This window comes from Caulobacter sp. UNC358MFTsu5.1 (assembly GCF_000712075.1).
Lineage (GTDB): Bacteria > Pseudomonadota > Alphaproteobacteria > Caulobacterales > Caulobacteraceae > Caulobacter.
The window spans coordinates 65,945-88,365 of record NZ_JONW01000009.1 but is presented as its reverse complement, the minus strand read 5'-3'; the positions used below and the strand labels follow the sequence as shown (position 1 = coordinate 88,365).

The following is a 22,421-nucleotide window of genomic DNA, read 5'->3' as shown; positions in this document are numbered from 1 at the left end:
CTTCAAAAGACGTTTCAACAGGCGAGGGCGTACGGATGGCTGACAATTCGGGCAAAGACGGCGGCGAGGCCCCGCGGGGTCAGGTCACCCGCAGGAGCATGGTCGGCGTGTCGGGCGGCATGGTGCTGGCCGGCGTGGCGGCCGGCGCCACCCAGGCCCAGGCGCGGGCGGCCAAGCCGGGTCCGGCCGTGGGCGCCCCCAGCATCCTCTATCCCCACGAAAGCGCCACGCGCTCGACCAAGAGCCTGGCGGCCACCTGGCGCTTCCGCACCGATCCCAAGGACGTCGGCGAGGCCGAGGGTTGGCAGAAGGGGCTGAAGGACTTCCGCCTGATCCCAGTCCCGGCCAGCTGGAACGACATCTTCGACGACGTACGCAACTATGTCGGCTCGGCCTGGTACGAGACCGACTTCCGCGTCGACAAGGGCTGGGCCGGCCAGCGCATCCACCTGCGCTTCGGCTCGGTGAACTACACCGCCAAGGTCTGGCTGAACGGCAAGCCGCTGGGCGGCCACGTCGGCGGCCACCTGCCGTTCGCCTTCGACATCACCGACGCGGTGTCGCTGGACGGCGAGAACGTGCTGACCGTGCTGGTCGAGAACAAGATCCAGCTGGACCGCGTGCCCGCCACGCCCGACCGCGCGCGCTGGCACATGCATACCGTCCACTTCCCGCAGACGGCCTACGACTTCTTCCCCTATTCGGGCATCCACCGTCCGGTGCTGCTGTTCACGACGCCCGACGTCCACCTGAAGGACGTGACGGTGAAGACCACCCTGGACGGCAAGGTCTCGATCGACCTGGAGACCAGCGCCCCGTGGTCGGGCAAGGCCAGCGTGACGATCTCCGACGACAAGGGCGAACAGAAGGGCTCGGTCGCGCTCGGCGCCGGTAAGGGCTCGATCGTCGTGTCGCTGAAGACCCCGCGCCTCTGGAGCCCCGAGGACCCGCACCTCTACACCCTGACGATCCGCCTGGAGAACGGCGCGGCGTCCGACGAATACGCCTTCAAGATCGGCGTGCGCACCATCGAGGCCAAGGGCGACAAGCTGCTGCTGAACGGCAAGCCGGTGTTCCTGCGCGGCTTCGGCAAGCACGAGGACTTCCCGATCCACGGCCGCGGCCTGGACGTGCCCTCGATCATCCGCGACTTCGAGCTGCTGAAATGGCTCGGCGGCAACAGCTTCCGCACCTCGCACTATCCCTACAGCGAGGAAGCGATGATGCTGGCCGACGAGCACGGCCTGCTGGTCATCGACGAGACCCCCGCCGTCAGCCTGGTGTTCGCCGATCCGCCGGAGATCCAGGAGGCGCGGTCCAAGCAGCTTCGGCAGGACATCGTCGATCTGGTCCGTCGCGACAAGAACCACCCCTGCGTGATCATGTGGTCGCTGGCCAACGAGCCGCTGGTGAAACCCTTCCACACGACCGATCCCGAGCCGCCCGGCGGCAACGAGACCGGCCTGAAGTTCTTCTCGCCGCTGTTCGACCTGACCCGCCAGCTGGACTCCACCCGGCCGGTGACCATCGTCAGCGTCCAGGGCGGCTCGACCGACTGGCAGGCCCTGGGCGACGTGATCTGCACCAACTCCTACCAGGGCTGGTACTCGCTGTCGGGCCAGCTGGACTTGGCCGAGGAGGCGCTGAAGAACGACGTCGCCAAGCTGCGCGCCCGCCACCCGAACAAGCCGATCATGTTCACGGAGTTCGGCGCCGACGCGGTGGCCGGCATGCACGCCCATCCGCCCGAGATGTGGACCGAGGAATACCAGGCCGACATGGTCGAGATGTATATCCGGGTGCTGGGCGAATACCCGTTCATCTTCGGCACCCACCCCTGGGCCTTCGCCGATTTCCGCACCTCGCAGAGCATCATGCGGATCGGGGCGCTGAACCACAAAGGCTTCTTCACCCGCGAGCGGAAGCCCAAGCTGGTGGCCCATCGCGCCCGCGCGCTGTGGAGCAAGCCGGCCAAGGTCTGATCCCGCCGTGGCCGAGCCCGTCGCCGACTCGCGGAAGCTGCGCCAGCACATCGCCAACCTGATCGCGGCCTCGATCCGCGACGGGCGCTGGGCGACGGGCGAGCGGCTTCCGTCCGAGCGCGACCTGGCCGACGACCACAAGGTCAGCCGGCCGACCATCCGCGAGGCGATGATCATCCTGGAGGCGCGGGGCCTGGTCGAGGCGCGGCACGGGGCGGGGGTCTATGTGGCCGACGCCCCGCGCCCCGAGGTCTCCGCGCCCCGGCTCGAGGTCAGCGCCTTCGAGCTGGTCGAGGCCCGGCGGCTGATCGAAGGCGACGCCTGCGCCCTGGCGGCGGCGGTGATGACCGACGACCAGCTCGACGAGCTGACGGTCATCCTGCACGACATGGCCGAGGAGCATGACTTCGGGGCGCTGGCCGACCTGGCGGACCGGCGCTTCCACGTCGCCATCGCCAAGGCCAGCCGCAACGGCGTGCTGGTGGCCATGGTCGAGAACCTGTGGGATCTGCGCTACCAGCCGGCCTGCCGCGAGCTGCTGGAGCGGGCGGGAAGGATGCGGGCCCAGCCCCTGGTCAACGACCACCAGGAGATCCTCGACGCCCTGAAGGCCCGCGATCCGGTCGCGGCCCGCACGGCGATGCGCGAGCATCTGGGGCGGGTGATCGACAACCTGATGGCCGTGGTCGAGGCCGACGCGCTGGAGGAGGCGAGGGCGCTGATCCGGGCCCGCCGCAGCGAAGTGGCGCGCCGGGCCGGCGTCTAGCGGAAGCGGGGCGGCCCCGAGCAGAGCGGCGCGGCGACGATCTCGGCCAGCACCGTGCGGTCGTGGGCCAGGGCCCGCTGGCGATAGTGCTCGAGGTGCTGCGGGACCAGGACGGCCAGGGCCGTGACGGCGCCGCCGGCGACGATCGCCATCGGCCACGCGCCCAGCAGCGCCCGCAGGCCGCGCGCCGAGGCCCCGGTCAGAACGGCCAGCAGTCCCAGCGCGCAGCACAGCATGGCGGACGCCTAGGCCGGGATCGCTTCGGCGTGGCAGGCCTTGACGGGCTCGGCGTCCTCGTACTCGTCATGGCGACGCATCCAGTCGCCCATGTTGCCGGACTCGTTGCGGCCCAGGGGCGCGCGATCGAGGATCATGTAGGTCCCGATCAGCTCCTCGCCGCCGCGGCCGTAGCTGGAATAGGTGTGGAACACCTGGCCGGTCTCGTCCTTGAAGAACGAGCTCATGCCCGGGGCCTCGCCCGAATCCGGGCTGGCGGGCTCGAAGTTGTAGGTGGCGCCGGCCGCGATGGTCTCCGGCGTGAAGGAGACGCCGAAGTCGTAGTTGAACTCGCCGCCGAACGACGAGACCCAGGGGAATTTCCAGCCCATCCGCGCCTTGTAGGCGGCGACCTTGTCCAGCGGCGCGCGCGACACGGCGATCAGGGTCACGTCGTGATGGTTCAGGTGGGGCAGGGTCCCGTCCAGATGGTCGACCAGGAACGAGCAGCCTGGACAGCCGGCCTCCCATTCGGGCGGCAGCATGAAGTGGTAGACCACCAGCTGGCTGCGCCCGTCGAACAGCTGGTCCAGGGTCTTGCGGCCGGTCGGGGTGTCGAACGTGTAGGTCTTGTCGATCTTGACCCAGGGCAGGGCCAGGCGCTCGGCGGCGTTGCGGTCGCGCAGCCGCGTCTCTTCCTTTTCATGGACCAGCAGCGCCTTGCGCGCTTCCAGCCATTCCTCTCGCGACGCGACCTTCGGGTTCGCCATCGTCCTTCTCCCTGTTCGTGAGCCCGCCCGGCCTCCGGCCTTGACAGATAACGTTGATATCAACATAATTAGACCGTGTCAAAGCCCCTGCAGGTCCCGTACGCCGCCACCCTCCACGTGAAGGACACCTGTTTGTGCCTGCACGCCCAGCGCGCGGCGCGGGCCCTGGCGCGGCGCTTCGACGACGCCTTGCGCCCGTTCGAGCTGACCAGCGGCCAGTTCTCGCTGCTGATGTCGCTGAACCGGCCCGAGCCCCCGACCATCGGTTCGGTGGCCGGCCTGCTGGCCATGGACCGCACCACCCTGACCGCCAATCTCAAGCCGCTGGAGCGACGCGGCCTGCTGACGGTGGCCATCGACCCCAAGGACCGCCGCAACCGCCGGCTGGCCCTGACTCCAGCGGGCATGTCGGTGCTGGCGCGCGCCTTGCCGGTCTGGACCTCGACCCACGCCGAGGTCGAGGCGGGACTGCCGCAAGGCGGCGACGCCCTGCGCGCGGGGCTTCTGGCCCTGGCCTGACCCGGATCGGGACGCCCGGGGTGTTCACCCAGGTCTTTTTCCGTTTTGCCCGATGGCGCGCGAACTCTAGGCTGTCAGACTCGAGAATCTGACGCGCACGGAGCAATCAGGCGTGACGACCACGATCTACGGCATCAAGGCCTGCGACACGATGAAGAAGGCGCGGGACTGGCTGGACGGTCACGGCGTGGCCTACGCCTTCCATGACTACAAGACCGTCGGGATCGACCGTCCGCGCCTGGAAACCTGGAGCAAGGCCGTGGGCTGGGAAACCCTGCTCAACAAGGCCGGCACCACCTTCCGCAAGCTGCCGGACGCCGACAAGCAGGGCATCGATCAGGCCAAGGCCATCGACCTGATGCTGGCCCATCCGTCGATGATCAAGCGGCCGGTTCTTGCGACGGGCGATCAACTGCTGGTCGGATTCAAGCCAGACGTGTATGGTCGCGCCATGGGTTCGGGGGGCTGAATGGACGCCCAGATCGATCTGGTCATCTTCGATTTCGACGGCACGCTGGCCGACAGCACGGCCTGGGCCATCCGCGCCGTACGGCCGCTCGCCGAGCGCTTCAAGTTCAAGGCGGTCACCGAGGACGAGATCGCCATGCTCCGCGGCCGCACCAGCCGGGAGATCATGGCCTATCTGGGCCTGCCGCTGTGGAAGGTCCCGCTGGTCGCGGCCCACGGCAAGAAGATGATGGCCGCCGAAGCCCACGCCATCCCGCTGTTCTCCGGCACCGGCGACCTGCTGCGCGCCCTGTCGGCCGCCGGGCTGCGGCTGGCGATCGTCAGCTCCAATTCCGAGACCACGATCCGCTCGATCCTGGGCGCCGAGCTGGCGGGCCTGGTCGACCATTACGGCTGCGGGGCCGCGATCTTCGGCAAGGCCGCCAAGTTCAAGGCCGTGGTCAAGGCCGCGCGCATCCCCAAGGACCGGGTGCTGTGCATCGGCGACGAGACGCGCGACATCGAGGCCGCGCGCGAAGCGGGCCTGGCCTGCGGGGCCGTCGAATGGGGCTACGCCACGCGTCGCGCCCTGGCCGACCACGGCCCGACCATGATGTTCTCTGCCATGGACGAAATTATTTCGCGGGTCGCCGCATCCAATCAGCAGGTCGGCGCCGACTAGTCTTCAGAAAAGGCGCGAAGGGTCGCGTCGATCTGGAGATGAGACCGATGGAAGAGCTGTTCCGCTCTTATTGGTGGCTGGTGTTCCCCTTGAGCTGGATCGCGTTCGGGGCCTTCCAAAGCTGGCTGGCCTATCGCGCGCGCCGCGACACCATGGCCCTGCTGAAATCCTACGCCGAGGCCGGCCGGGAGCCGCCCGCCGAGCTGGTGGCGCGCCTGCGCGTCCGCGGCGCCTGCTGAACCTGAAGGCGTCCGGGACGCCTGGAGACCAAGACCATGGAAGAACTCTTTCGATCCTACTGGTGGCTGATCTTTCCGCTGAGCTGGTTCGTGTTCGGCGCCTATCAGAGCTGGCTGTCCTACAAGGCCAACCGCGACACGCTGGACCTGATCAAGACCTACGCCCAGTCGGGACGCGAGCCGCCGCCGGAACTTCTGGCCAAGCTCAGCAAGCGCTGGAACGACGGCAACGGGCTGGGCGAAGCGGACGACGACAACGACGATCGCGGCCATCGCCGCTACCACCGTCGCCGCTACCGCCGCTATCACGGGTGGTCCCGTGTGGCGCTCTTCGGTTGCCTCTGCGCCGGCTTCACCTTCGCGTCGTTGACTGGCTTCTACGGGGAGGCGGGCCCGGCCTTCATCATCGTCGCCTTCGTGATGGGCGCCCTGGCCGTGTCGTCGGTGGTGTCGATCCTGGTGGATCGAGAGCCTCGCCTCTGATGGACGCGCCGCTGGTCCGGGCCGCGCGGGGCGGGTCGCAATCCGCCTTCGCCCGGCTGGTGGCGGCGCACGAGCGATCCTTGCGCGGCTTCCTGCGCAAGAGCGGCTTCGGCGACGCCGACGACATCGCCCAGGAAGCCTTCCTGGCGGCCTGGTCCGGGCTCAACCGGTTGCGCGACGACGAGGGCTTCCGGGCCTGGCTGTTCGGCATCGCCTGGCGCAAGGCCCTGGACCACAGCCGCTCGGCCCGCCGCGCCGCCCGCCGCGACGAGGCCTGGCGCGGGGACCAGGCCGAGGAGGCCCCACGACAGGCCGATCCGGCCGACCGCATGGCCCTGGAGGCGGCCCTGGCCGACCTGCCGCCGGATCAAAGGGCCTGCGTCACCCTGTGCCTGGGCCAGGGCTGGTCGCACGGCGAGGCGGCCGAGGTGCTGAACCTGCCCCTGGGCACGGTGAAGTCGCATGTGAACCGAGGACGTGAGAGACTGTTATCAGTACTGGGAGACGCGTCATGACCCCCGACGAACGCCTGGCCGCCTTTTTGTCCGAGGAGGCCGCTCCGGCCCAATCCGGTTCGGCGCGCCCATCGGTCGACGCGATGTTCGTCGCCGAGGTGATGCAGGCCGTGGGCCGGCGCGAGCTGCGGATCAAGCTGGCCTCGGCCGCCGTGACCGCCGTGGCCGCCGGCGCGGTGCTGTGGGCCTGCGCCCCGGCCCTGGACCTGGCGGTCCAGACCCTGGCGCCCGTCTTGCTTCCGGTCGCCGGGATCCTGACCGTGGCGGCGGGTGTCGTCGTCGCCCTGGGCGGCCAGGGCCTGGCGCGCCGCTAGACGCTGGATTTCCCCGGGAATCGGCCGAAACCTTCAAAAGACGCAGCCTTACGAAAGTTTCATCCGACCCGGCGCCTCCAATCGGCATGGCCCAGGTCTCTTACCTTACAGAAGGCGAGGGCAGACGCTCCCGCCACACATTCGAGGGGACTTAGGTCATGGACCTTGGAATTCTGATCCCGCTGGCTCCGTTCCTGATGGTCGCGGCCATCGTGATCGTGCCGGCCTGGCTGCGGACGCGCGAGCGCCGCGAGATGCAGGCGACCGTCCGGGCCGCCATCGAGAAGGGGCAGCCGCTGCCTCCGGAACTGGTCGAGGCCCTTTCCAAGGACGTTCGTCCGCGGATCGTCTCGTCGGCGCACCGCGACATGCGGATTGGCGTGATCCTGCTGTTCGTCGCCGGCGGCGTCGCCCTGACCGCCCTGGCGCTGGGCCAGATCAACGACTACGCGATGTATGGCACGCTGGCCGGCTCGGCCATTCCCGGCGCCATCGGCCTGGCCTTCGTGATCCTCAGCTTCTTCAACCCCAACAAGCGTCCGCCGCAGGACTGACGATCGCGGGGAAGAGGGGACCAAACCAATGGGCACTGAACGCCCACCCACCGGCCACGACGTCGAACTGGCCGCCCTGGCGGCGGCCGGCGACCGGCGGGCCTTCGGCGAGCTGGTGCGCCGCCACGGCTCGGCCGTGCGGGGCCTGCTGCGCCGGCTGGGGGCCGATCCGGCCACGGCCGACGACGTCGCCCAGGACGCGTTCCTGGTCGGCTACGAGCAGATCGCCGAATATCGCGGGGAGGGGGCCTTCGCGGGCTGGATCAAGAAGATCGCCGCGCGGCTCTATCTGCGGAAGGTCAAGCGCGAGGCCCGCCTGGTACTGACCGAGACTCCCGAGGAGGAGGCTCCGGTCGGGCCCGACGGCTCCGCCGCGACGGCCGACCGCCTCGATCTGGACGAAGCCCTCAAGTCGTTGTCGAAGGCCGAGCGGCTCTGCGTTTCCCTCTGCTACGGGGCCGATTGGTCGCACGCCGAGGCGGCCGAGGTCTTGAACATCCCCCTTGGGACGGTCAAATCCCATGTCAAACGTGGTCTGGATAAACTCAGGGCCCGGATGGCCGCGCCGTCCGGGAGCGCATCGAACGACTCCGCCAGGAGAGAAAGCCATGGCTGACCTGGATTTCGAAACCCAGCTGGCGCGCCTCTACGGCCAGGCTCCGGCGTTCCGCGACGCCGACCTGTTCGCGCAACAGGTCACCGACCGGCTGGATCGGGGCTGGGCGCTGCGCCGCGTGCTGATCGGCGCCACCGGCGTCGTGGCCGGCGTGGCGGCGGCCGCGCAGCTGGTCAGCGCGCGATTCTCCACCGAGTTCTCGGAGATGTCGCACGAAGGCGCGCAGCAGCTGGGCAAGTTGACCCAGCGCTACGACCAGCTGTTCACCCTGGGCGGATCGGAGACCCTGTGGCTGGCGGTCGCCCTGGCCGGCCTGGCCCTGGCGTTCGCCGTCACCCGGCTGATGGACGAGGTCTAAGCCCCGCTTCCGGCGCGGTTTCGGTCAAGTTTTCAACGATCATGTTGCGGCGCCGAACATTCTGGCGGAAAACGGCACGCTTTTTTCCGCTGGAGTGCCCGTCCTGTCCGCCCACCGTGAAGAGAAGGTCCGTCGCCTGGCGGCGCCCGACATCGCCGCGCGCAAGGGCGGCGAGCCCATCGTCTGCCTGACGGCCTACACCGCGCCGATCGCCGCGGCGCTGGACGAGTCGTGCGACCTGCTGCTGGTCGGCGACTCGCTGGGCATGGTGGTCCACGGCCTGCCCAACACCGTGGGCGTGACCATGGAGATGATGATCCTGCACGGCCAGGCGGTGATGCGTGGCTCGCGCAAGGCGATGGTGGTGGTCGACATGCCGTTCGGCTCGTACGAGGGCGCGCCCGAGGAGGCGTACGCCAACGCCGTGCGGATCATGAAGGAGACCGGCTGCCAGGCGGTGAAGGTCGAGAGCGGCTCCACCGTGCCCGCCACGATCGCCTATCTGGTCCAGCGCGGCATCCCGGTGATGGGCCATATCGGCCTGCGCCCCCAGGCGGTGCTGGTGGACGGCGGCTTCAAGGCCAAGGGCAAGGACGAGGCCGGCCGGCTGAAGGTGCTGGAGGAGGCCCGCGCCACGGCCGAGGCCGGCTGCTTCGCGATCGTGGTCGAGGGCGTGGCCGAGGGCCTGGCCCGCGAAGTGACCGCCGCCGTCTCGGTTCCGACCATCGGCATCGGCGCCTCGGCCGGCTGCGACGGCCAGGTGCTGGTTGTCGACGACATGCTGGGCCTGTTCGACTGGACCCCCAAGTTCGTGCGCCGCTACGCCGACCTGAAGGGCGAGATCGAGCGGGCCGCCGCCGACTACGCCCGCGACGTCAGGGCCCGCACCTTCCCGGGCGAGGCCGAGACCTACTACGCGAAGAAGACCTAGGCAGCTCGCGCGCCGGTTCCGCCCCGTTGCGGCTGGCGTGGACACGCTATAGGTTCGCCGCCTCGGTGGGTTTCGCCCGCCATGGTTTTCATTTCGCGTGTCGATTCCGGAGCGATCCGGCGTCGACGCCTCAGGGCGCAGTTTCGCCCCTACCGGAGCCTCGTTCGTGGTCGATGTGTTTGACGAGGTCGAAGAGCAGCTGCGCTCCGACCGCTACAAGTCCCTCGCGCTGAAGTCGCTGCCCTGGGTGGGCGCGCTGGCCGCGGTGGCGATTCTGGGCACGGGCGGCTGGCTGGGCTGGACCAACTACCAGCAGAACCAGACCAACAAGGCCACGGAAGCCTATCAGGCGGCCCTGACCACCGGCCAGAAGCAGGGTCCGGTCGCGGCCTTCCCGGCGTTCGAGGCGATCTCCAAGACGGGCACGCCGGCCTACAAGACCCTGGCCCTGCTGCAGATGGGCGGCGTGCGCCTGGAACAGAACAAAACGGCCGAAGCGGTGGCTTATTTCGACCAAGCGGCCAAGCTTGCGCCCAATCCGGTGCTCGGCGACCTCGCCGGCCTCAATTCCGCCTTGGCGCTCCTCGACACGGCTTCCTACAAGGACGTCGAGGCGAGGCTGACCCCGTTGATGGGCGAGAAGAGTCCATATCGTGTGCAGGCCAAGGAAGCCCTGGCCTTCGCCAAGCTGCGGGCCGGTGATCTGGCCGGCGCGCGCGCCGACTTCCTGGTGCTGTCCAACTCGCTCGACAACTCCTCGGACGAGATCCGCGAGCGGGCGCAGGGCGCCATGGCCATGATCGATTCCGGCTCGGCCAAGGACCTGCCGGCCATCGCCAAGGCCGCCGCGGCCCTGCCGCCTCTCTCCGCCCCGCCGCCCGGCGCGCCCATCGACGTCGCCCCCGCTACCGCCCAATGAGCCGCCGCCCCATGACGACCAAGCGCTATCTGCTTCTCACCGCGATGATGACCGCCGCGGTGTCGGTGGCCGGGTGTTCGACGATCTCGAAGATCAATCCCTTCGACAAGAAGGAAGCCAACAAGACCCTGGCCACCCAGGGCCAGCGGATTTCGGTCATCGCCTTCGACCAGAAGGTCGAGGCGTCCGAAGCCCTGAAGGGCTCCGACTTCTTCCTGCCCGAGCCGGCGCCCCAGGCCGACTGGCCGCTGCCGGGCGGCAACGCCGAGCAGTCGGTCGAGCACGTGGCCGCCGCCGCCAACTTCGACATCGCCTGGCGCAAGGGCTTCGGCCAGAAGGCCAACCGCAAGTACCACGTCACCGCCCCGCCCGTGGCCGCCGACGGCAAGATCTTCGTCATGGACGGCGAGGCCACCGTCGTCGCCATCGACGCCCGCAGCGGTTCGACCGTCTGGAAGAAGGACCTGCGTCCGGCCAAGGCTCCCGGCAAGAAGCACGGCTTCATGGGCCTGGGCGGCAGCGCCGGCGATCGCACCGGCTTCGGCGGCGGCGTCGCCTACGCCAACGGCAAGCTGTACGTCTCGTCGGGCTTCCGCTTCGTGGCCCAGCTCGACGCCGCCACCGGCGCCGAGGCCTGGCGCCAGCAGACCAGCACGCCGATCCACGCCGCGCCGACCGTCGCCGACGGCCGGGTGTTCGTGATCTCGACCGACAACGAACTGCTGACCTTCAACGCCGCCGACGGCGCGCCGGGCTGGACCTATCAGGCCCTGATCGAGCCGGCCCGCATCCTGGCGGCCACCAGCCCCGCGATCAGCGGCGACACGGTGGTGGCCGGCTTTGCCTCGGGCGAACTGGTGGCCCTGCGCGCCACCAACGGCAACGACCTGTGGAGCGAGGCCCTCAGCCGCGCCAGCCGCACCAACGCGCTGTCGGAAATCCGCGACATCGCCGGCCGTCCGGTGATCTTCAAGGGCGATGTGTTCGCCGTCAGCCACTCGGGCGTGTTCGCCGCCACCGACCTGCGCACGGGCCAGGCCCGCTGGAGCCTGCCGGTCACCGCCATCACCAGCCCGTGGGCGGCCGGCGACGTGGTCTATGTGGTCGACAAAAGCGGCCAGGTGATCTGCGTGTCGCGCGAGGCCGGTCAGGTCTACTGGATCCGCGACCTCAACAACACCGAACAGCTGAGCAAGAAGCAGAAGAAGAAGCGCGCCAAGCACCCGCTGCTGTGGTCGTCGCCGATCCTGGCTTCGGGCCGCCTGATCACCGTGTCGAGCGAAGGCCAGGCCGTCGCTCTGAACCCCAAGACCGGCGAGACCCTGAAGACCCTGAAGATCGGCCAGCGCACGCTGCTGGGCCCGATCGCCATGGGCGACACGGTCTATGTGGCCACCGACGAAGCGGACCTGATCGCCATCCGCTAGGCGTCCCCGAGCCTCGCTCGGACCCACAATCCAAGCCATGCGAACCCGGGCCAGCCTTAGCTGGTCCGGGTTTGTCGCTTTTGTCCCCGAAATCGACTAATCACAGCCCATGCCTTTGAAACTCGCCATCGTCGGTCGCCCCAATGTGGGCAAGTCGACCCTGTTCAACCGTCTGGCCGGCCGCAAGCTGGCCCTGGTCGACGACCAGCCCGGCGTCACCCGCGACCGCCGCTTCGCCCACGGCCGCCTCGGCGACCTGGACCTGGAGCTGATCGACACCGCCGGCTTCGAGGACGTCACCGACGAGAGCCTGGAAGCGCGCATGCGCGCCCAGACCGAGCTGGCGATCGAGGAGGCGGATGTCAGCCTGCTGGTCTACGACGCCCGCGAGGGCCTGACGCCGCTCGACAAGATCTTCGCCGAGATCCTGCGCCGCCGGAACAAGCCGGTGCTGGTGGCGGCCAACAAGTCCGAAGGCAAGGCGGGCGACCACGGCGCGGCCGAGGGCAACGTCCTGGGCCTGGGCGAGCCGATCCAGATCAGCGGCGAGCACGGCGAAGGCATGGCCGAGCTGTACGCCGCCCTGCTGGCCGTCGCGCCCGAGGAGCTGCAGAGCGACCACGACGAACTCGACGACGAGAACCCGATCAAGATCGCCATCGTCGGCCGCCCCAACGCCGGCAAGTCGACCCTGATCAACCGCCTGATCGGCGAGCAGCGCCTGCTGACCGGCCCCGAGGCCGGCATCACCCGCGACTCCATCTCGGTCGACTGGGACTGGGGCGGGCGCAAGGTCCGGCTGGTCGACACCGCCGGCCTGCGCAAGAAGGCCAAGGTCAACGAGAAGCTGGAGAAGCTCTCGACCCAGGACACCATCCGCTCGCTGACCTTCGCCGAGGTCGTGCTGCTGGTGATGGACGCCACCCATCCGTTCGAGACCCAGGACCTGCAGATCGCCGACCTGGCCGAGAGGGAAGGGCGCTGCGTGGTCTTCGTCCTGGCCAAGTGGGACCTGATCGAGGACCCCGGCCAGATCCTCAAGGAGTTCAACGAGCACGCCGAGCGCATGCTGCCCCAGCTGCGCGGCGCGCCGGTGGTGGCGCTGTCGGGCGAAACCGGCCGGGGCGTCGAACGCCTGATGCCCGCGGTGCTGAAGAGCCACAAGGACTGGTCGACCAAGGTCAAGACCCGCGATCTGAACGACTGGCTGCAGATGGCCATGCAGCGCCACCCGCCGCCCAGCGTCGGGGGCAAGCGCATCAAGCCCAAGTACATGGCCCAGACCAAGGCCCGCCCGCCGACCTTCGTGCTGTTCTCCAGCCGCGCCGACCAGATGCCCGAGCAGTACCGGCGCTACCTGATCAACAGCCTGCGCGAGAGCTTCGACCTGCCGGGCGTGCCGTTGCGCATCACCCTGAAGTCGGGCGCCAACCCCTATGCCGAGGGCGAGGCCAAGGGCCACTCGGGCAAGGGCAAGCGGGAGTTCGAGCGCAAGGAGCGCGAGAAGGAGCGGATCCGCGCCTCGCGCAACACCGTCAAGAAGTCGGTGCGCGTGGCCGAGGCGGCCGCGGCCGCCGCGGCGGAGGCCGCGGGCCTGCCGCCGCCGGCCAAGAGCGCCGGCAAGCCCGCCTCGAAGGCCTCCAAGGCGCCCAAGCCGGCCGAGATCGCCGCCGCTCCGGCGGTCGAGCCCGGCAAGGCCGCGGTGAAGTCGGTCAAGAAGCAGGGCCCCAAGGTTCAGAAGAAGTCGGCCACGCCCAGCTACAAGGTCGGCTTCAAGGCCGCAGGCGGCAAGGCGGCGGGCTCCAGGACCGCCGTCCGCCGCCCCGTGGCCGGGGCCCGCACCGTGCGCGGCAACAAGGCGCCGCCGAAGGGGCGCTAGCCGCCCTTGAGCCGGTTGTGCATGGCCGTCGCGGCGATCGCCGCCTCGCCCTGCGCCGTTGTGATCTGGTTGAGGCCGCGCACCATGTCGCCGGCGGCGTAGAGGCCCGGGATCGAGGTCTGCTGGTGGTCGTCGACCACCAGGCGTCCCTGGTCGTCATGGCGCGCGCCGGCCGCCAGGGCCAAACCCGTCCGGGGCGTCACGCCCAGGGCGCTGTAGAGCGCGTCGAATTCGACGCGGCCCGCACCCGAGAAGCACAGGGCGCGAGGCCGGTCGGGCTGAAGCTCGACGTCCTCGATCGGCGCCTCGATCACCGCCACCCCGGCCCGGGCCAGCAGGGCCCGTTCCTCGGCGGGCAGGGCTTCGGGCGCGGCGATGTGGATCAGCGTCAGCCGGTCGGCATAGGTCCGCAGGAACAGCGCCTCCCGCGCCCCCAGCGCCCCGTGGCCGATCACCCCGACCCGTTGGCCGGTGACCTCGAAGCCGTCGCAGATGGGACAGATGCGCAGCAGGGTCCGGCGCACGGACTCGTCGACCTGGGGCAGGTCCGGCGCGTTGTCCTCCACGCCGCAGGCCAGCAGGACGGTGGGCGCTCGCAGGGGCCGGCCGTCCAGCGCCAGCTCGAAACCGTCGTCCACGACCGTCAGGCCTTCGACAGCGCCCTGTTGGATGACCGCGCCGTAGCGCAGCGCGTGGTCCCTCTGCAGCGCCAGCAGCGCCGTTCCGGCCACGCCGTCCGGAAAGCCCGGATGGTTGTGGGTGATGGGAATCCAGGCGGCCCGGCTGTCGCCGCCGTCGACGACCAGGACGCGTCGCCGGAAGCGGCCCAGATAGAGGGCGGCGGTCAGGCCGGCGGGACCGGCCCCGACGACGATCGCGTCCAGGCGTTCAGGGTTCATGATCGGCCATCGGGCGCCTCCGCCGGCCATAGACGCGCCAGACCGCCAACGGTTGCACTGGAACGCGGGGCCGACCGACGCCATTTGCCGTGACATGGACGCGCGCCAAGCCAGCCTGTTCGACGATCCGGCGCCGGGACCGCCGGGTTTCGTCTATCGACCCGACGCGATCACGCGGGCGGAGGAGGCGGCCCTGGCCGAGGCGGTCGGCCGGCTGGACCTGCGCGCCTTCGAGATGCGCGGCTACAGCGCCCGCCGCCGCGTGGCCTATTTCGGCCGCCGCTACGACGACGGCGCGCGCGGACTGACCGACGGCCCGCCGATCCCGGATTTCCTGCAGGCCTTGCGAGAGAAGGCCGCCGACCTGGCGGGCGTGGCGCCGGACGCCCTGGTCCACGCGTTGATCAACGAATACCCGCCCGGCGCGCCGATCGGCTGGCACCGCGACCGGCCCGCGTTCGGCCAGGTGGTCGGCTTCTCGCTGCTGTCGCCGGCCGCGATGCGCTTTCGCCGGGCGGGGGAGGGCGGCGGCTGGGAGCGGCGGTCCGTGACGCTGGAGCCCCGCTCAGCCTACGGACTGGCTGGAGAGGCCCGCTCGGTCTGGGAGCACAGCATCCCGCCGGTGGCGGCGCTGCGCTACTCCATCACCTTCCGGACCCTGGCCTAGAACTCTTCCCACTCCGGCGCGACCGCGGCGTTCGAGCCCGGGCGCATCTGGGGCACGGGGCGCGCCGCGGGACGAGGCGTTTCGGCGGCGGCGCGCGGACGAGCGGCCGGCGCGGCGCGACGGTGCACAGCCTCGCCGGTGTGGAAACGCGACACCAGCTCGGCCAGGCCGACGGATTCGGTCCGCAGGTTGGCGGCGGCGGCGGTGGCCTGCTCGACCATGGCCGCGTTCTGCTGGGTGACCTGGTCCATCTGGTTGATCGCCGAGTTCACCTGGTTCAGGCCCGTGGCCTGTTCCTGCGAGGACTGGGCGATCTCGGAGATCAGGGTGTCGATCTCGGCGACCTTGCCGACGATGCCGCTCAGCGCCTGGCCGGTGTCGCCGACCAGCTGCACGCCGCGCGCCACCTGAGAGGTCGAGTTGGCGATCAGGGTCTTGATCTCCTTGGCCGCCTCGGCCGAGCGCTGGGCCAGGGCCCGGACTTCCTGCGCGACGACGGCGAAGCCGCGACCAGCGTCGCCGGCCCGGGCGGCTTCGACGCCCGCGTTCAGGGCCAGCAGATTGGTCTGGAAGGCGATCTCGTCGATCACGCCGATGATCTGGGTGATCTGGCCCGAGCTCTGCTCGATCTCGCCCATGGCGGCGACGGCGTCGCGCACGACCTCGCCCGATCGCGCCGCCTCTTGCCGGGCCCCGGACGCGGCGTCGGACGCTTCCTTGGCGCCGACGGCGCTGCGGCGGACGGTGGCGGTGATCTCGTCCAGGGCGGCGGCGGTCTCCTCGAGGCTGGCGGCCTGCTGCTCGGTGCGGCGCGACAGGTCGTCGGAGGCGGCCGAGATCTCGTCGGCGCCGCCGCGCAGGCCATCGGTCGAATCGACGATCTGGCCGATGGCCGCGCGCAGGGCGTCCACGGCGGCGTTGTAGTCTTCCTTGATGGGCAGGAAGCGGCCTTCGAAGGTCTCGGTGATCCGGGCGGTCAGGTCGCCGCCGGCCAGGCGCTTCAGGTAGCCGGCCAGCGAGCAGACGACGGCGCTCTGCTCTTCCTCGGCCTTGCGGCGCTTCTCGTTCTCGATGCGCTCGTGCTCGACCCCGGTGATATCGACCGCGAACTTGATGACCTTGGAGGGCTTTCCGGCGGCGTCGAAGATCGGGTTGTAGTTGCCCTGGATCCAGACGTCCTTGCCGCCCTTGCCGACCCGCTGGAACTTGTCGGAGAAGAACTCGCCGCGGCCCAGATTGGCCCAGAAGGCCTTGTAGTCGGCGCTGGCGCCGTAGGTCGGATCGACGAACATGCTGTGGTGGCGGCCGACGATCTCGTCCAGCCTGTAGCCCACGGTGTCCAGGAAATTCTTGTTGGCGGTGATGATCGTGCCGTCCAGCTTGAACTCGATCATCGCCTGCGAGCGATCGATGGCGGCGACGGTGGCCTCAAGGTCCGCGAGGCGTTCAGTCGCCTTCGGGTCCGGACGTTTGGGCGAAAAAAGCGACATCAATGAACTCCCCCGCGCGCGACCGCACCGGGGGTCGCACTACACGGCAAGCGTGCGTCGCCTGGGTTGAGGAGGCGTTAACGCTGACGCCGAACGCAGCCTTCCTCGGCGCGACAGTTTGGCGCAACACCTCGTGATCCGATGAAATTATCAAATTCCAAGAGGTTGAATTCATTAGATTTGTCGACTTATCGACTTTCGACGCTCCGGCTGACCGCCAAAAGGAAGCGCCGCCAGGGGGCTGCCTACGGGTTAACAGCGATCACTGATCGCTCACGGCCGTTCAACCGATGCTGGCTGATTCCTGGCCGCGGTCCTTGAACTTCAGGACGCCCTTGGGCGGCTCGCGGTCGGGGCGGGCCAGATCGACGATCAACGGGACGATGGTGTCCGGCGCGGGCACGGTCTGCGGATCCTCGCCCGGGAAGGCCCCGGCCCGCATGCGGGTGCGCATGGCGCCGGGATCGACACAGACGGCGCGTACGGAGGTGTTCTCCATCTCGTCGTCATAGCAGGCGACGACGGCCTCCAGCCCGGCCTTGGAGGCCGCGTAGCCGCCCCAGAAGGCGCGGTGGGTCTTGGCGACGCTGCTGGTCAGGAAGACGGCCCGGCCGGCCTCCGAACGGCGCAGCAGCGGGTCCATGGCCCGGATCAGGCGCCAGTTGGCCGTCAGGTTCGTGGCCATGATCATGTCCCAGCCCTTGGGGTCCAGGTGGCCCACCGGGGTCAGGGCGCCCAGCACGCCGGCCGCGCCCACCAGGATGTCCAGCTTGCCGAACCGCTCGTAGAGGGCCGCGCCCAGCTGGTCCAGGCCGTCGGGCTCGCGCAGGTCCAGCGGGACCAGGGTGGCGTGCTCGCCGGTGGCGCCGAAGATCGCGTCGTCCAGGGCCTCCAGCGCCCCCTGGGTGCGGCCCAGGGCGATGACGTGGGCACCCGCCTGGGCCAGGCCCAGGGCGATGGCTTCGCCGATGCCGCGGGTGGCGCCGGTGACGAGGGCGATGCGGCCGGCCAGCGGCTTTTCGGAGTCGGAAGTCATGGGCGGGTTCTAGTGGCTAAGCCGCCAAATGGGAACCGGAACCGCCCCTTAAGCAGCCCGGTCGCGTCAGGCCCCGTCGGCCGGCCGCGCGCCGTAGCGCTGGGCGATCACCGAGCAGGCCATCAACTGGATCTGGTGGAACAGCATCAGCGGCAACACGAGGATGCCGGCCGTCGCGCCGGGGAACAGGATGCCGGCCATCGGCACGCCGGTGGCCAGGCTCTTCTTGGAGCCGCAGAACACGATGGCCACCTCGTCGGGCTTGGAGAAGCCCAGGGCGCGGGCGCCGAACACGGTGGCCAGCATCACCACGGCCAGCAGGACGCAGCAGACCGCCAGCAGCAGGAAGAGTTCGGGGATCGAGACGATCTTCCAGATGCCGCCGACCACGGCGGCGCTGAACGCCGAATAGACCACCAGCAGGATCGAGCCGCGATCGACCTGGCCGACCAGGGCCTTGTGCTTCTCGATCCAGCCCTTAACCCACGGGCGGACGATCTGGCCGGCCACGAACGGGACCAGCAGCTGAACGACGATCGACTGGATCGAATCCCAGCCCCCCACGTCGCCGTGGGCGTGCATCAGCAGGCCCACCAGAACCGGCGTCAGGAAGATGCCCAGCAGGTTCGAGGCCGAGGCCGCGCAGACGGCGGCGGCGATGTTGCCCCGGCCGATCGAGGTGAAGGCGATCGACGATTGGACGGTCGAGGGCAGGCAGCACAGGAACAGCATGCCGGCCGACAGGGTGGGGGACAGCGCGCCCGACTTGCTGATCGCCAGGCCCAGGGCCGGGAACAGCACGAAGGTGAAAGCCAGGATCGTCAGGTGCAGCCGCCAGTGGGTCAGACCCGCGACCACGGCCTCGCGCGACAGCTTGGCGCCGTGCAGGAAGAACAGCACCGCGATGGCGATCTTGACCACCCAGGCGACGACGGTCGCCGCCTCGCCGCGCACTGGCAGGATCGAGGCCAGCACCACCATGCCGAACAGGGCCAGGATGTAGCCGTCGATCTTCAGCTTGGCGAGCAGGGCGGAAACGGGATTGGCCAAGGCGCAACTCTCTCGAACGTCGTCGCCCTCGGGCGACCCGGGCGGCGGACCGGGTTAGCCCAGCTTGGGGTCCCCGAACAAGTCGGGGACGACGATGGCGGGCTGGTCGCCTAGGCGCTGAGCAGCGACAGCTGCTTCTCGGCCTGGTCGTTGCGGCCCTCGGCGATCTCGCGATCGGTCAGGCGCGTGGGATAGTCGCCGGTGAAGTAGTGGTCGGTGAACTGCGGCTGGGCCGGGTCGCGCGGACCGGCTTCCAGAGCCTGATACAGGCCGTCGACGGACAGGAAGCCCAGGCTGTCGACCTCCAGGAACCGCGCCATCTCCTCCAGCGACTTGTTGGCCGCCAGCAGCTGGTCGCGCTCGGGCATGTCGATGCCGTAGAAGTCGGGCCACTTGATCGGCGGGCTGGCCGAGCGGAGGTGGACCTCCTTGGCGCCGGCCTCGCGGACCATGCGGACGATCTTCAGCGAGGTGGTGCCGCGCACGATCGAGTCGTCGATCAGGATGACGCGCTTGCCTTCCAGCACGGCGCGGTTGGGGCTGTGCTTCATGCGCACGCCCAGTTCGCGCACGCCCTGGGTGGGCTGGATGAAGGTGCGGCCCACATAGTGGTTGCGGATGATGCCCAGGTCGAAGGGCAGGCCGCTCTGCTGGGCGAAGCCGATGGCGGCCGGCACGCCGCTGTCGGGCACCGGCACCACGACGTCGGCCTCGACGCCGGTCTCGATGGCCAGGCGCTGGCCCATGCGCTTGCGCACGTCGTAGACCGAGCGGCCGTTCACGACGCTGTCGGGGCGGGCGAAGTAGACGTATTCGAACACGCAGGGGCGGGCGGCGACGTTCTGGAACGGACGCAGCGACTTCACGCCGGTCTCCGAGATCACCACCATCTCGCCGTGCTCGACGTCGCGCACGAAGCGGGCGCCGATCATGTCCAGGGCGCAGGTTTCCGACGCCAGGATCGGCTGGCCGTCCAGGTCGCCCAGCACCAGCGGGCGGATGCCCAGCGGATCGCGCAGGCCGATCATCTTCTTGTTGGTGATGGCCACGATGGCGTAGCCGCCCTCGATCTGGCCGACGGCGTCGATGAAGCGGTCGACGATGCGCGCCTTTCGCGAGCGGGCGATCAGGTGGAGGATCACCTCGCTGTCGCTGGTCGACTGGAAGATCGCGCCTTCCTGCACCAGCCGCTCGCGCAGGGTCAGGAAGTTGGTCAGGTTGCCGTTGTGGGCGATGGCCACGCCGCCGGTCTCGAGGTCGGCGAACATCGGCTGGACGTTGCGGATGCCGCTGCCGCCGGCCGTGGAATAGCGGGTGTGGCCGATGGCCATGTTGCCGGGCAGGCGCTGGACCAGGTCGTTGCCGGTGAAGGCGTCGCCGACATGGCCCATGTGGCGTTCGGTGTGGAAGCGCTGGCCGTCGAAGGCGGCGATGCCGCAGGCTTCCTGGCCCCGGTGCTGCAGGGCGTGCAGGCCCAGGGCGGTGACCGCGGCGGCGTCGCGCACGCCGTAGACGCCGAAGACGCCGCATTCGAGGCGCAGGGTGTCGTCTTCCGGATCACGCCAAGGCTTGGACGAGAAGCGGTCGGTCGACTGGCCGAAGGACGTCATCGCGATTTCTCCACCAGCTCGTCGACGGAGCGACGCTGGTCCTTATCATAACCCGGATCGCCCGACTTGCGTTCGGACGGTTTGTCGCTGGCGCCGTCATGGACGGCGTCCTCGATGGCGGGGGCCAGCTTGCCGGCCAGACCCGCGCCCTTGGGGGCGAACACCTTCAGCACCCGGCCGGCGGCGTTGGACAGCGGATACAGCGCCGACTTCGACATCCAGTGCGGGACGCGGTCGGGCGGGGTGGCCATGTGGAACACCAGGCTGAACACGCCCAGCACGACCAGGCCGCGCAGCAGGCCGAACGCCAGCCCCATCAGGCGGTCCAGCGTGCCCAGGGCGCCGTCGGCGTGCAGGGTCTTGGTGATCTGGGCGCCCACCAGGCGCAGCAGCACGAAGATGATGACGAAGCCGACCAGGATGGCGGCCGCCGTGGCCGCCCAGTCCGGGTCCATCATCCCCCGGAACAGCGGGCCGGTGAACCGCAAGGCCAGCAGGGCCAGCAGCGCGGCGACGATGAAGGCCAAGGCCGAGGTCAGTTCCCGCGACGCGCCGCGCGCGAAGCCGACGACGCACGAAACCAGGAGGATCACGCCGAAGATGATGTCGAAAGGCGTCACGTCAGCTGGCCCCAGATCTCGTCGCCGATGCGGCGCACCGCGTCGGCCAGCCGGGCCACGCCGGCGACGGGCAGGGCTCCGCCGCCTTCGGGAAGGCCCGACAGCGGTCCCAGAGCTCGACCAAAGCCGAGTTTCGCGGCCTCTTTCAAACGTGTCTCCATACGGCTCACGGGCCGCACTTCACCGGACAGGCTGACCTCGCCGAAGACGACGCAGTCCTGAGGCAGGGCGATGTCGAGGGCCGAGGAGGCCAGAGCCGCCGCCGCAGCCAAGTCCGCCGCCGGCTCGGTGATCCGCAGGCCGCCAGCGACGTTCAGATAGACGTCCTTGTTGCCAAAACCAAGGCCGCAGCGTGATTCCAGCACAGCCAAAACCATGGCCAGCCGCCCGGAGTCCCATCCGACCACGGCCCGCCGGGGCGTTCCGTACGCGGACGGGGCGACCAGGGCCTGGAACTCGACCAGGACGGGTCGCGAGCCCTCGATGCCGGCGAACACCGCCGCGCCGGCCGCCCGCTCGCCGCCCTCGTTGAGGAACAGGGCCGAGGGGTTTTTGACCTCGCGCAGGCCAGCGTCGCCCATCTCGAACACCCCGATCTCGTCGGTGGCCCCGAAACGGTTCTTGGCCCCGCGCAGCACGCGGAACGGATAGCCGCGCTCGCCCTCGAAGCTGAGCACGGCGTCGACCAGGTGCTCGACCACCCGCGGGCCGGCGATCTGGCCGTCCTTGGTGACGTGGCCGACCATCAGGATGGCCACGCCCTGCTTCTTGGCCAGGCGCACCAGCTCGCTGGCGCAGGCGCGCACCTGGGTGACCGTGCCGGGGCCGGCCTCGTGGGCGTCGCTCCACAGGGTCTGGATCGAATCGATGACCACCAGGTCGAACTTCTCGCGCTTCAGCCCGTCCAGGATGTCGCGCAGGCTGCTTTCGGCGGCCAGTTTCACAGGGGCCTGGGCGAAGCCCATGCGGTCGGCCCGGCCGCGGATCTGGGCCACGGCCTCTTCGCCCGAGATGTAGGCGCAGTTCACGCCGGCCAGGCTGGCCTTGGCCATCACCTCCAGCAGCAGGGTCGATTTGCCCACGCCCGGGTCGCCGCCGATCAGGATGGCCGAGCCGGGCACCACGCCGCCGCCGCAGACCCGGTCGAACTCGTCGACGCCGGTGATGATGCGGGGCGGGGCGGGGGTGTCGCTCTCCAGGCCCGTGAACTGCAGCCCGCGCACGCGTGTGGCCTTGGTGCTGGACAGGGCGCCGGGCGCGCGGGTCCCGACCTCCTCGACCAGGCTGTTCCAGCTCTGGCAGGCCGAGCACTGCCCCGACCACTTGGTCGAGACCGCGCCGCAGGACTGGCAAGCGTAGACGGCGCCGTCGCGGGCCATGGGAACTCCTGATTCGAGCGTGACTGGAGACTACAGCCTGGGCGCCGGGTGCG

At 69.7% G+C, this 22,421-nt stretch carries 26 protein-coding genes; 17 read left to right on the top strand and 9 right to left on the bottom strand.

Annotated features, from left to right (window positions below; all coding sequences use genetic code 11):
• Nucleotides 1-35 precede the first annotated feature (35 nt).
• Entirely contained in the window at nt 36-1,982 is a 1,947-nt protein-coding gene (gene uidA / locus BR39_RS0117840; protein ID WP_029914714.1) for a beta-glucuronidase, read from the top strand.
• Between the two features lie 7 nt (nt 1,983-1,989).
• On the top strand, nt 1,990-2,748 hold the full coding sequence (locus tag BR39_RS0117835; RefSeq protein ID WP_029914713.1) for a FadR/GntR family transcriptional regulator: 759 nt from the start codon (nt 1,990-1,992) through the stop codon (nt 2,746-2,748).
• Here the strand turns inward: BR39_RS0117835 and BR39_RS0117830 are convergent.
• Nucleotides 2,745-2,984, bottom strand: coding sequence for a hypothetical protein (locus BR39_RS0117830; RefSeq protein ID WP_029914710.1), 240 nt, complete (start codon nt 2,982-2,984; stop codon nt 2,745-2,747). The genes BR39_RS0117835 and BR39_RS0117830 overlap by 4 nt on opposite strands.
• A 9-nt stretch (nt 2,985-2,993) precedes the next feature.
• Nucleotides 2,994-3,734, bottom strand: a complete 741-nt coding sequence (locus BR39_RS0117825) for a thioredoxin family protein (protein WP_029914708.1) — start codon at nt 3,732-3,734, stop codon at nt 2,994-2,996.
• Nucleotides 3,735-3,809: 75 nt separating this feature from the next.
• On the opposite strand from BR39_RS0117825, the gene BR39_RS0117820 reads away from it, so the two are divergent.
• The 14 genes from BR39_RS0117820 (at nt 3,810) to der (ending at nt 13,617) form a co-directional block, all read left to right on the top strand.
• Nucleotides 3,810-4,253: a MarR family winged helix-turn-helix transcriptional regulator gene (locus tag BR39_RS0117820; RefSeq protein WP_029914706.1), complete on the top strand. Its 444-nt coding sequence runs from the start codon at nt 3,810-3,812 to the stop codon at nt 4,251-4,253.
• Nucleotides 4,254-4,365: 112 nt separating this feature from the next.
• Nucleotides 4,366-4,722 (top strand): ArsC family reductase, encoded by a 357-nt coding sequence (locus tag BR39_RS0117815; RefSeq protein WP_029914704.1) that lies wholly within the window; start codon nt 4,366-4,368, stop codon nt 4,720-4,722.
• Nucleotides 4,723-5,382, top strand: coding sequence for an HAD hydrolase-like protein (locus BR39_RS0117810; RefSeq protein WP_029914702.1), 660 nt, complete (start codon nt 4,723-4,725; stop codon nt 5,380-5,382).
• Nucleotides 5,383-5,429: 47 nt separating this feature from the next.
• Complete coding sequence (locus tag BR39_RS0117805) at nt 5,430-5,621, top strand: hypothetical protein (protein WP_029914700.1); 192 nt, start codon at nt 5,430-5,432, stop codon at nt 5,619-5,621.
• A 36-nt stretch (nt 5,622-5,657) separates the two neighbouring features.
• Complete coding sequence (locus tag BR39_RS0117800) at nt 5,658-6,104, top strand: hypothetical protein (protein ID WP_029914698.1); 447 nt, start codon at nt 5,658-5,660, stop codon at nt 6,102-6,104.
• Nucleotides 6,104-6,619: an RNA polymerase sigma factor gene (locus BR39_RS0117795; protein ID WP_029914696.1), complete on the top strand. Its 516-nt coding sequence runs from the start codon at nt 6,104-6,106 to the stop codon at nt 6,617-6,619. Before BR39_RS0117800 ends, BR39_RS0117795 begins: the two co-directional genes overlap by 1 nt.
• Nucleotides 6,616-6,933 (top strand): hypothetical protein, encoded by a 318-nt coding sequence (locus BR39_RS0117790; protein WP_029914693.1) that lies wholly within the window; start codon nt 6,616-6,618, stop codon nt 6,931-6,933. Before BR39_RS0117795 ends, BR39_RS0117790 begins: the two co-directional genes overlap by 4 nt.
• A 158-nt stretch (nt 6,934-7,091) precedes the next feature.
• On the top strand, nt 7,092-7,487 hold the full coding sequence (locus tag BR39_RS0117785; protein WP_029914691.1) for a DUF6249 domain-containing protein: 396 nt from the start codon (nt 7,092-7,094) through the stop codon (nt 7,485-7,487).
• A 28-nt stretch (nt 7,488-7,515) separates the two neighbouring features.
• Nucleotides 7,516-8,103, top strand: coding sequence for an RNA polymerase sigma factor (locus BR39_RS0117780; RefSeq protein ID WP_029914689.1), 588 nt, complete (start codon nt 7,516-7,518; stop codon nt 8,101-8,103).
• Nucleotides 8,096-8,461 carry a hypothetical protein gene (locus tag BR39_RS0117775; protein ID WP_029914687.1) on the top strand — a complete coding sequence of 122 codons (366 nt, stop codon included), beginning with the start codon at nt 8,096-8,098 and terminating at the stop codon, nt 8,459-8,461. Before BR39_RS0117780 ends, BR39_RS0117775 begins: the two co-directional genes overlap by 8 nt.
• 103 nt (nt 8,462-8,564) lie before the next feature.
• A complete protein-coding gene (gene panB, locus BR39_RS0117770) occupies nt 8,565-9,392 on the top strand; it encodes a 3-methyl-2-oxobutanoate hydroxymethyltransferase (RefSeq protein ID WP_029914686.1) in 828 nt (275 codons plus the stop codon).
• 166 nt (nt 9,393-9,558) lie between these two features.
• On the top strand, nt 9,559-10,311 hold the full coding sequence (locus BR39_RS0117765; RefSeq protein WP_029914684.1) for a tetratricopeptide repeat protein: 753 nt from the start codon (nt 9,559-9,561) through the stop codon (nt 10,309-10,311).
• 11 nt (nt 10,312-10,322) lie between these two features.
• Nucleotides 10,323-11,738 carry a PQQ-binding-like beta-propeller repeat protein gene (locus BR39_RS0117760; RefSeq protein WP_029914682.1) on the top strand — a complete coding sequence of 472 codons (1,416 nt, stop codon included), beginning with the start codon at nt 10,323-10,325 and terminating at the stop codon, nt 11,736-11,738.
• Between the two features lie 109 nt (nt 11,739-11,847).
• Entirely contained in the window at nt 11,848-13,617 is a 1,770-nt protein-coding gene (gene der, locus BR39_RS0117755; protein WP_029914680.1) for a ribosome biogenesis GTPase Der, read from the top strand.
• On the opposite strand, the gene BR39_RS0117750 is transcribed toward der, so the two are convergent.
• Nucleotides 13,614-14,516 carry an NAD(P)/FAD-dependent oxidoreductase gene (locus BR39_RS0117750; RefSeq protein ID WP_029914678.1) on the bottom strand — a complete coding sequence of 301 codons (903 nt, stop codon included), beginning with the start codon at nt 14,514-14,516 and terminating at the stop codon, nt 13,614-13,616. The genes der and BR39_RS0117750 overlap by 4 nt on opposite strands.
• Nucleotides 14,517-14,610: 94 nt before the next feature.
• Between BR39_RS0117750 and BR39_RS0117745 the strand changes: the two genes are divergently transcribed.
• Complete coding sequence (locus BR39_RS0117745) at nt 14,611-15,183, top strand: alpha-ketoglutarate-dependent dioxygenase AlkB (protein ID WP_029914676.1); 573 nt, start codon at nt 14,611-14,613, stop codon at nt 15,181-15,183.
• Here BR39_RS0117745 and BR39_RS0117740 read toward each other — a convergent pair.
• From BR39_RS0117740 to radA, 6 genes are all read right to left on the bottom strand, one after another.
• Nucleotides 15,180-16,673 carry a methyl-accepting chemotaxis protein gene (locus BR39_RS0117740; RefSeq protein WP_029914674.1) on the bottom strand — a complete coding sequence of 498 codons (1,494 nt, stop codon included), beginning with the start codon at nt 16,671-16,673 and terminating at the stop codon, nt 15,180-15,182. The genes BR39_RS0117745 and BR39_RS0117740 overlap by 4 nt on opposite strands.
• 283 nt (nt 16,674-16,956) lie before the next feature.
• Entirely contained in the window at nt 16,957-17,709 is a 753-nt protein-coding gene (locus tag BR39_RS0117735; RefSeq protein ID WP_029914672.1) for an SDR family NAD(P)-dependent oxidoreductase, read from the bottom strand.
• A 66-nt stretch (nt 17,710-17,775) separates the two neighbouring features.
• Nucleotides 17,776-18,759, bottom strand: coding sequence for a bile acid:sodium symporter family protein (locus tag BR39_RS0117730; RefSeq protein ID WP_029914670.1), 984 nt, complete (start codon nt 18,757-18,759; stop codon nt 17,776-17,778).
• Between the two features lie 110 nt (nt 18,760-18,869).
• On the bottom strand, nt 18,870-20,369 hold the full coding sequence (gene purF, locus BR39_RS0117725; RefSeq protein ID WP_029914668.1) for an amidophosphoribosyltransferase: 1,500 nt from the start codon (nt 20,367-20,369) through the stop codon (nt 18,870-18,872).
• Nucleotides 20,366-20,989 carry a CvpA family protein gene (locus BR39_RS0117720; RefSeq protein ID WP_029914666.1) on the bottom strand — a complete coding sequence of 208 codons (624 nt, stop codon included), beginning with the start codon at nt 20,987-20,989 and terminating at the stop codon, nt 20,366-20,368. Before BR39_RS0117720 ends, purF begins: the two co-directional genes overlap by 4 nt.
• Complete coding sequence (gene radA, locus BR39_RS0117715) at nt 20,986-22,368, bottom strand: DNA repair protein RadA (protein WP_029914664.1); 1,383 nt, start codon at nt 22,366-22,368, stop codon at nt 20,986-20,988. Before radA ends, BR39_RS0117720 begins: the two co-directional genes overlap by 4 nt.
• Between the last annotated feature and the right edge of the window lie 53 nt (nt 22,369-22,421).

Excerpts from the sequence above, each read along its gene's own strand:
- uidA (WP_029914714.1), top strand. The coding sequence starts at position 36 with ATGGCTGACAATTCGGGCAAAGACGGCGGCGAGGCCCCGCGGGGTCAG.
- BR39_RS0117830 (WP_029914710.1), bottom strand. The coding sequence starts at position 2,984 with ATGCTGTGCTGCGCGCTGGGACTGCTGGCCGTTCTGACCGGGGCCTCG.
- BR39_RS0117825 (WP_029914708.1), bottom strand. The coding sequence starts at position 3,734 with ATGGCGAACCCGAAGGTCGCGTCGCGAGAGGAATGGCTGGAAGCGCGC.
- BR39_RS0117810 (WP_029914702.1), top strand. The coding sequence starts at position 4,723 with ATGGACGCCCAGATCGATCTGGTCATCTTCGATTTCGACGGCACGCTG.
- BR39_RS0117805 (WP_029914700.1), top strand. The coding sequence starts at position 5,430 with ATGGAAGAGCTGTTCCGCTCTTATTGGTGGCTGGTGTTCCCCTTGAGC.
- BR39_RS0117800 (WP_029914698.1), top strand. The coding sequence starts at position 5,658 with ATGGAAGAACTCTTTCGATCCTACTGGTGGCTGATCTTTCCGCTGAGC.
- BR39_RS0117795 (WP_029914696.1), top strand. The coding sequence starts at position 6,104 with ATGGACGCGCCGCTGGTCCGGGCCGCGCGGGGCGGGTCGCAATCCGCC.
- BR39_RS0117790 (WP_029914693.1), top strand. The coding sequence starts at position 6,616 with ATGACCCCCGACGAACGCCTGGCCGCCTTTTTGTCCGAGGAGGCCGCT.
- BR39_RS0117785 (WP_029914691.1), top strand. The coding sequence starts at position 7,092 with ATGGACCTTGGAATTCTGATCCCGCTGGCTCCGTTCCTGATGGTCGCG.
- BR39_RS0117780 (WP_029914689.1), top strand. The coding sequence starts at position 7,516 with ATGGGCACTGAACGCCCACCCACCGGCCACGACGTCGAACTGGCCGCC.
- BR39_RS0117775 (WP_029914687.1), top strand. The coding sequence starts at position 8,096 with ATGGCTGACCTGGATTTCGAAACCCAGCTGGCGCGCCTCTACGGCCAG.
- BR39_RS0117760 (WP_029914682.1), top strand. The coding sequence starts at position 10,323 with ATGACGACCAAGCGCTATCTGCTTCTCACCGCGATGATGACCGCCGCG.
- der (WP_029914680.1), top strand. The coding sequence starts at position 11,848 with ATGCCTTTGAAACTCGCCATCGTCGGTCGCCCCAATGTGGGCAAGTCG.
- BR39_RS0117750 (WP_029914678.1), bottom strand. The coding sequence starts at position 14,516 with ATGAACCCTGAACGCCTGGACGCGATCGTCGTCGGGGCCGGTCCCGCC.
- BR39_RS0117745 (WP_029914676.1), top strand. The coding sequence starts at position 14,611 with ATGGACGCGCGCCAAGCCAGCCTGTTCGACGATCCGGCGCCGGGACCG.
- BR39_RS0117740 (WP_029914674.1), bottom strand. The coding sequence starts at position 16,673 with ATGTCGCTTTTTTCGCCCAAACGTCCGGACCCGAAGGCGACTGAACGC.
- BR39_RS0117735 (WP_029914672.1), bottom strand. The coding sequence starts at position 17,709 with ATGACTTCCGACTCCGAAAAGCCGCTGGCCGGCCGCATCGCCCTCGTC.
- purF (WP_029914668.1), bottom strand. The coding sequence starts at position 20,369 with ATGACGTCCTTCGGCCAGTCGACCGACCGCTTCTCGTCCAAGCCTTGG.
- radA (WP_029914664.1), bottom strand. The coding sequence starts at position 22,368 with ATGGCCCGCGACGGCGCCGTCTACGCTTGCCAGTCCTGCGGCGCGGTC.